Below are 1,353 nucleotides of genomic sequence, written 5' to 3'. Positions count from 1 at the left end.
TTTGGTTAAGTCCTCGACCTATTAGTACACATCAGCTGAGAATGTTACCACTCTTACACCTTGTGCCTATCAACCTCGTACTCTCCAAGGGGTCTTACCACTTGCGTGGGGATATCTCATCTTGAGGGGGGCTTCACGCTTAGATGCCTTCAGCGTTTATCCCTGCCAGACTTGGCTACCCTGCCTTATGCGATTGCCTTCGCAGCAGATACACCAGCGGTCCGTCCATCCCGGTCCTCTCGTACTAAGGACAGCTCCTCTCAGATATCCTACGCCCGCGCCGGATAGGGACCGAACTGTCTCACGACGTTCTGAACCCAGCTCGCGTACCACTTTAATGGGCGAACAGCCCAACCCTTGGGACCTGCTACAGCCCCAGGATGTGATGAGCCGACATCGAGGTGCCAAACCACTCCGTCGATGTGAACTCTTGGGAGTGATAAGCCTGTTATCCCCAGGGTAGCTTTTATCCGTTGAGCGATGGCAATCCCACGTTCTGCCACCGGATCACTAAGTCCTACTTTCGTACCTGTTCCACCCGTCGGTGTCACAGTCAGGCTCCCTTATGCCTTTGCACTCTTCGGATGGTTTCCGTCCATCCTGAAGGAACCTTTGAGCGCCTCCGATACTCTTTCGGAGGCGACCGCCCCAGTCAAACTCCCCGCCAGACATTGTCCCCGGACCGGTTTCACGGTCCATGGTTAGAAATCCAGTACGGTAAGGGTGGTATCCCAACAGCGGCTCCTTTGCAGCTGACGCCACAATCTCTTAGCCTCCCACCTATCCTGTACATACAATACCGGATCCCAGTATCAAGCTGGAGTAAAGCTCCATGGGGTCTTTCCGTCCTGGCGCGGGTAGCCAGCATCTTCACTGGCACTTCAATTTCACCGGATGCATTGCCGAGACAGTACTCAAATCATTACGCCTTTCGTGCGGGTCGGAACTTACCCGACAAGGAATTTCGCTACCTTAGGACCGTTATAGTTACGGCCGCCGTTTACTGGGGCTTAAATTCAAAGCTTCGATTGCTCTAACCTCTCCTCTTAACCTTCCAGCACCGGGCAGGCGTCAGCCCATATACTTCACCTTTCGGTTTCGCATAGACCTGTGTTTTTGCTAAACAGTTGCTTGAGCCTCTTCTCTGCGGCCCTCATATACTCATACATGAGGGCTACCCTTATCCCGAAGTTACGGGTACATTTTGCCGAGTTCCTTAGCAATGCTTCTTCCGTCGGCCTTAGGATTCTCTCCTCATCCACCTGTGTCGGTTTACGGTACGGGCAGATATCACACTATAGCGGCTTTTCTCGACAGGTCCTCCGGACACTTCACTACTTTATTTCGCTCCGC

General features: G+C 53.1%; 1 rRNA gene. It reads right to left on the bottom strand.

The window, feature by feature from the left end:
- Window position 1 precedes the first annotated feature (1 nt).
- A 23S ribosomal RNA gene (locus BMX21_RS18945) occupies window positions 2-1,353 on the bottom strand; the annotation flags it as partial.

Origin of the sequence: Butyrivibrio sp. TB (assembly GCF_900110805.1) — a bacterium.
Taxonomy (GTDB): Bacteria; Bacillota; Clostridia; order Lachnospirales; family Lachnospiraceae; genus Butyrivibrio; species Butyrivibrio fibrisolvens_C.
The sequence above is the reverse complement of the archived record's forward strand: the minus strand, read 5'-3'. Positions and strand labels throughout refer to the sequence as shown.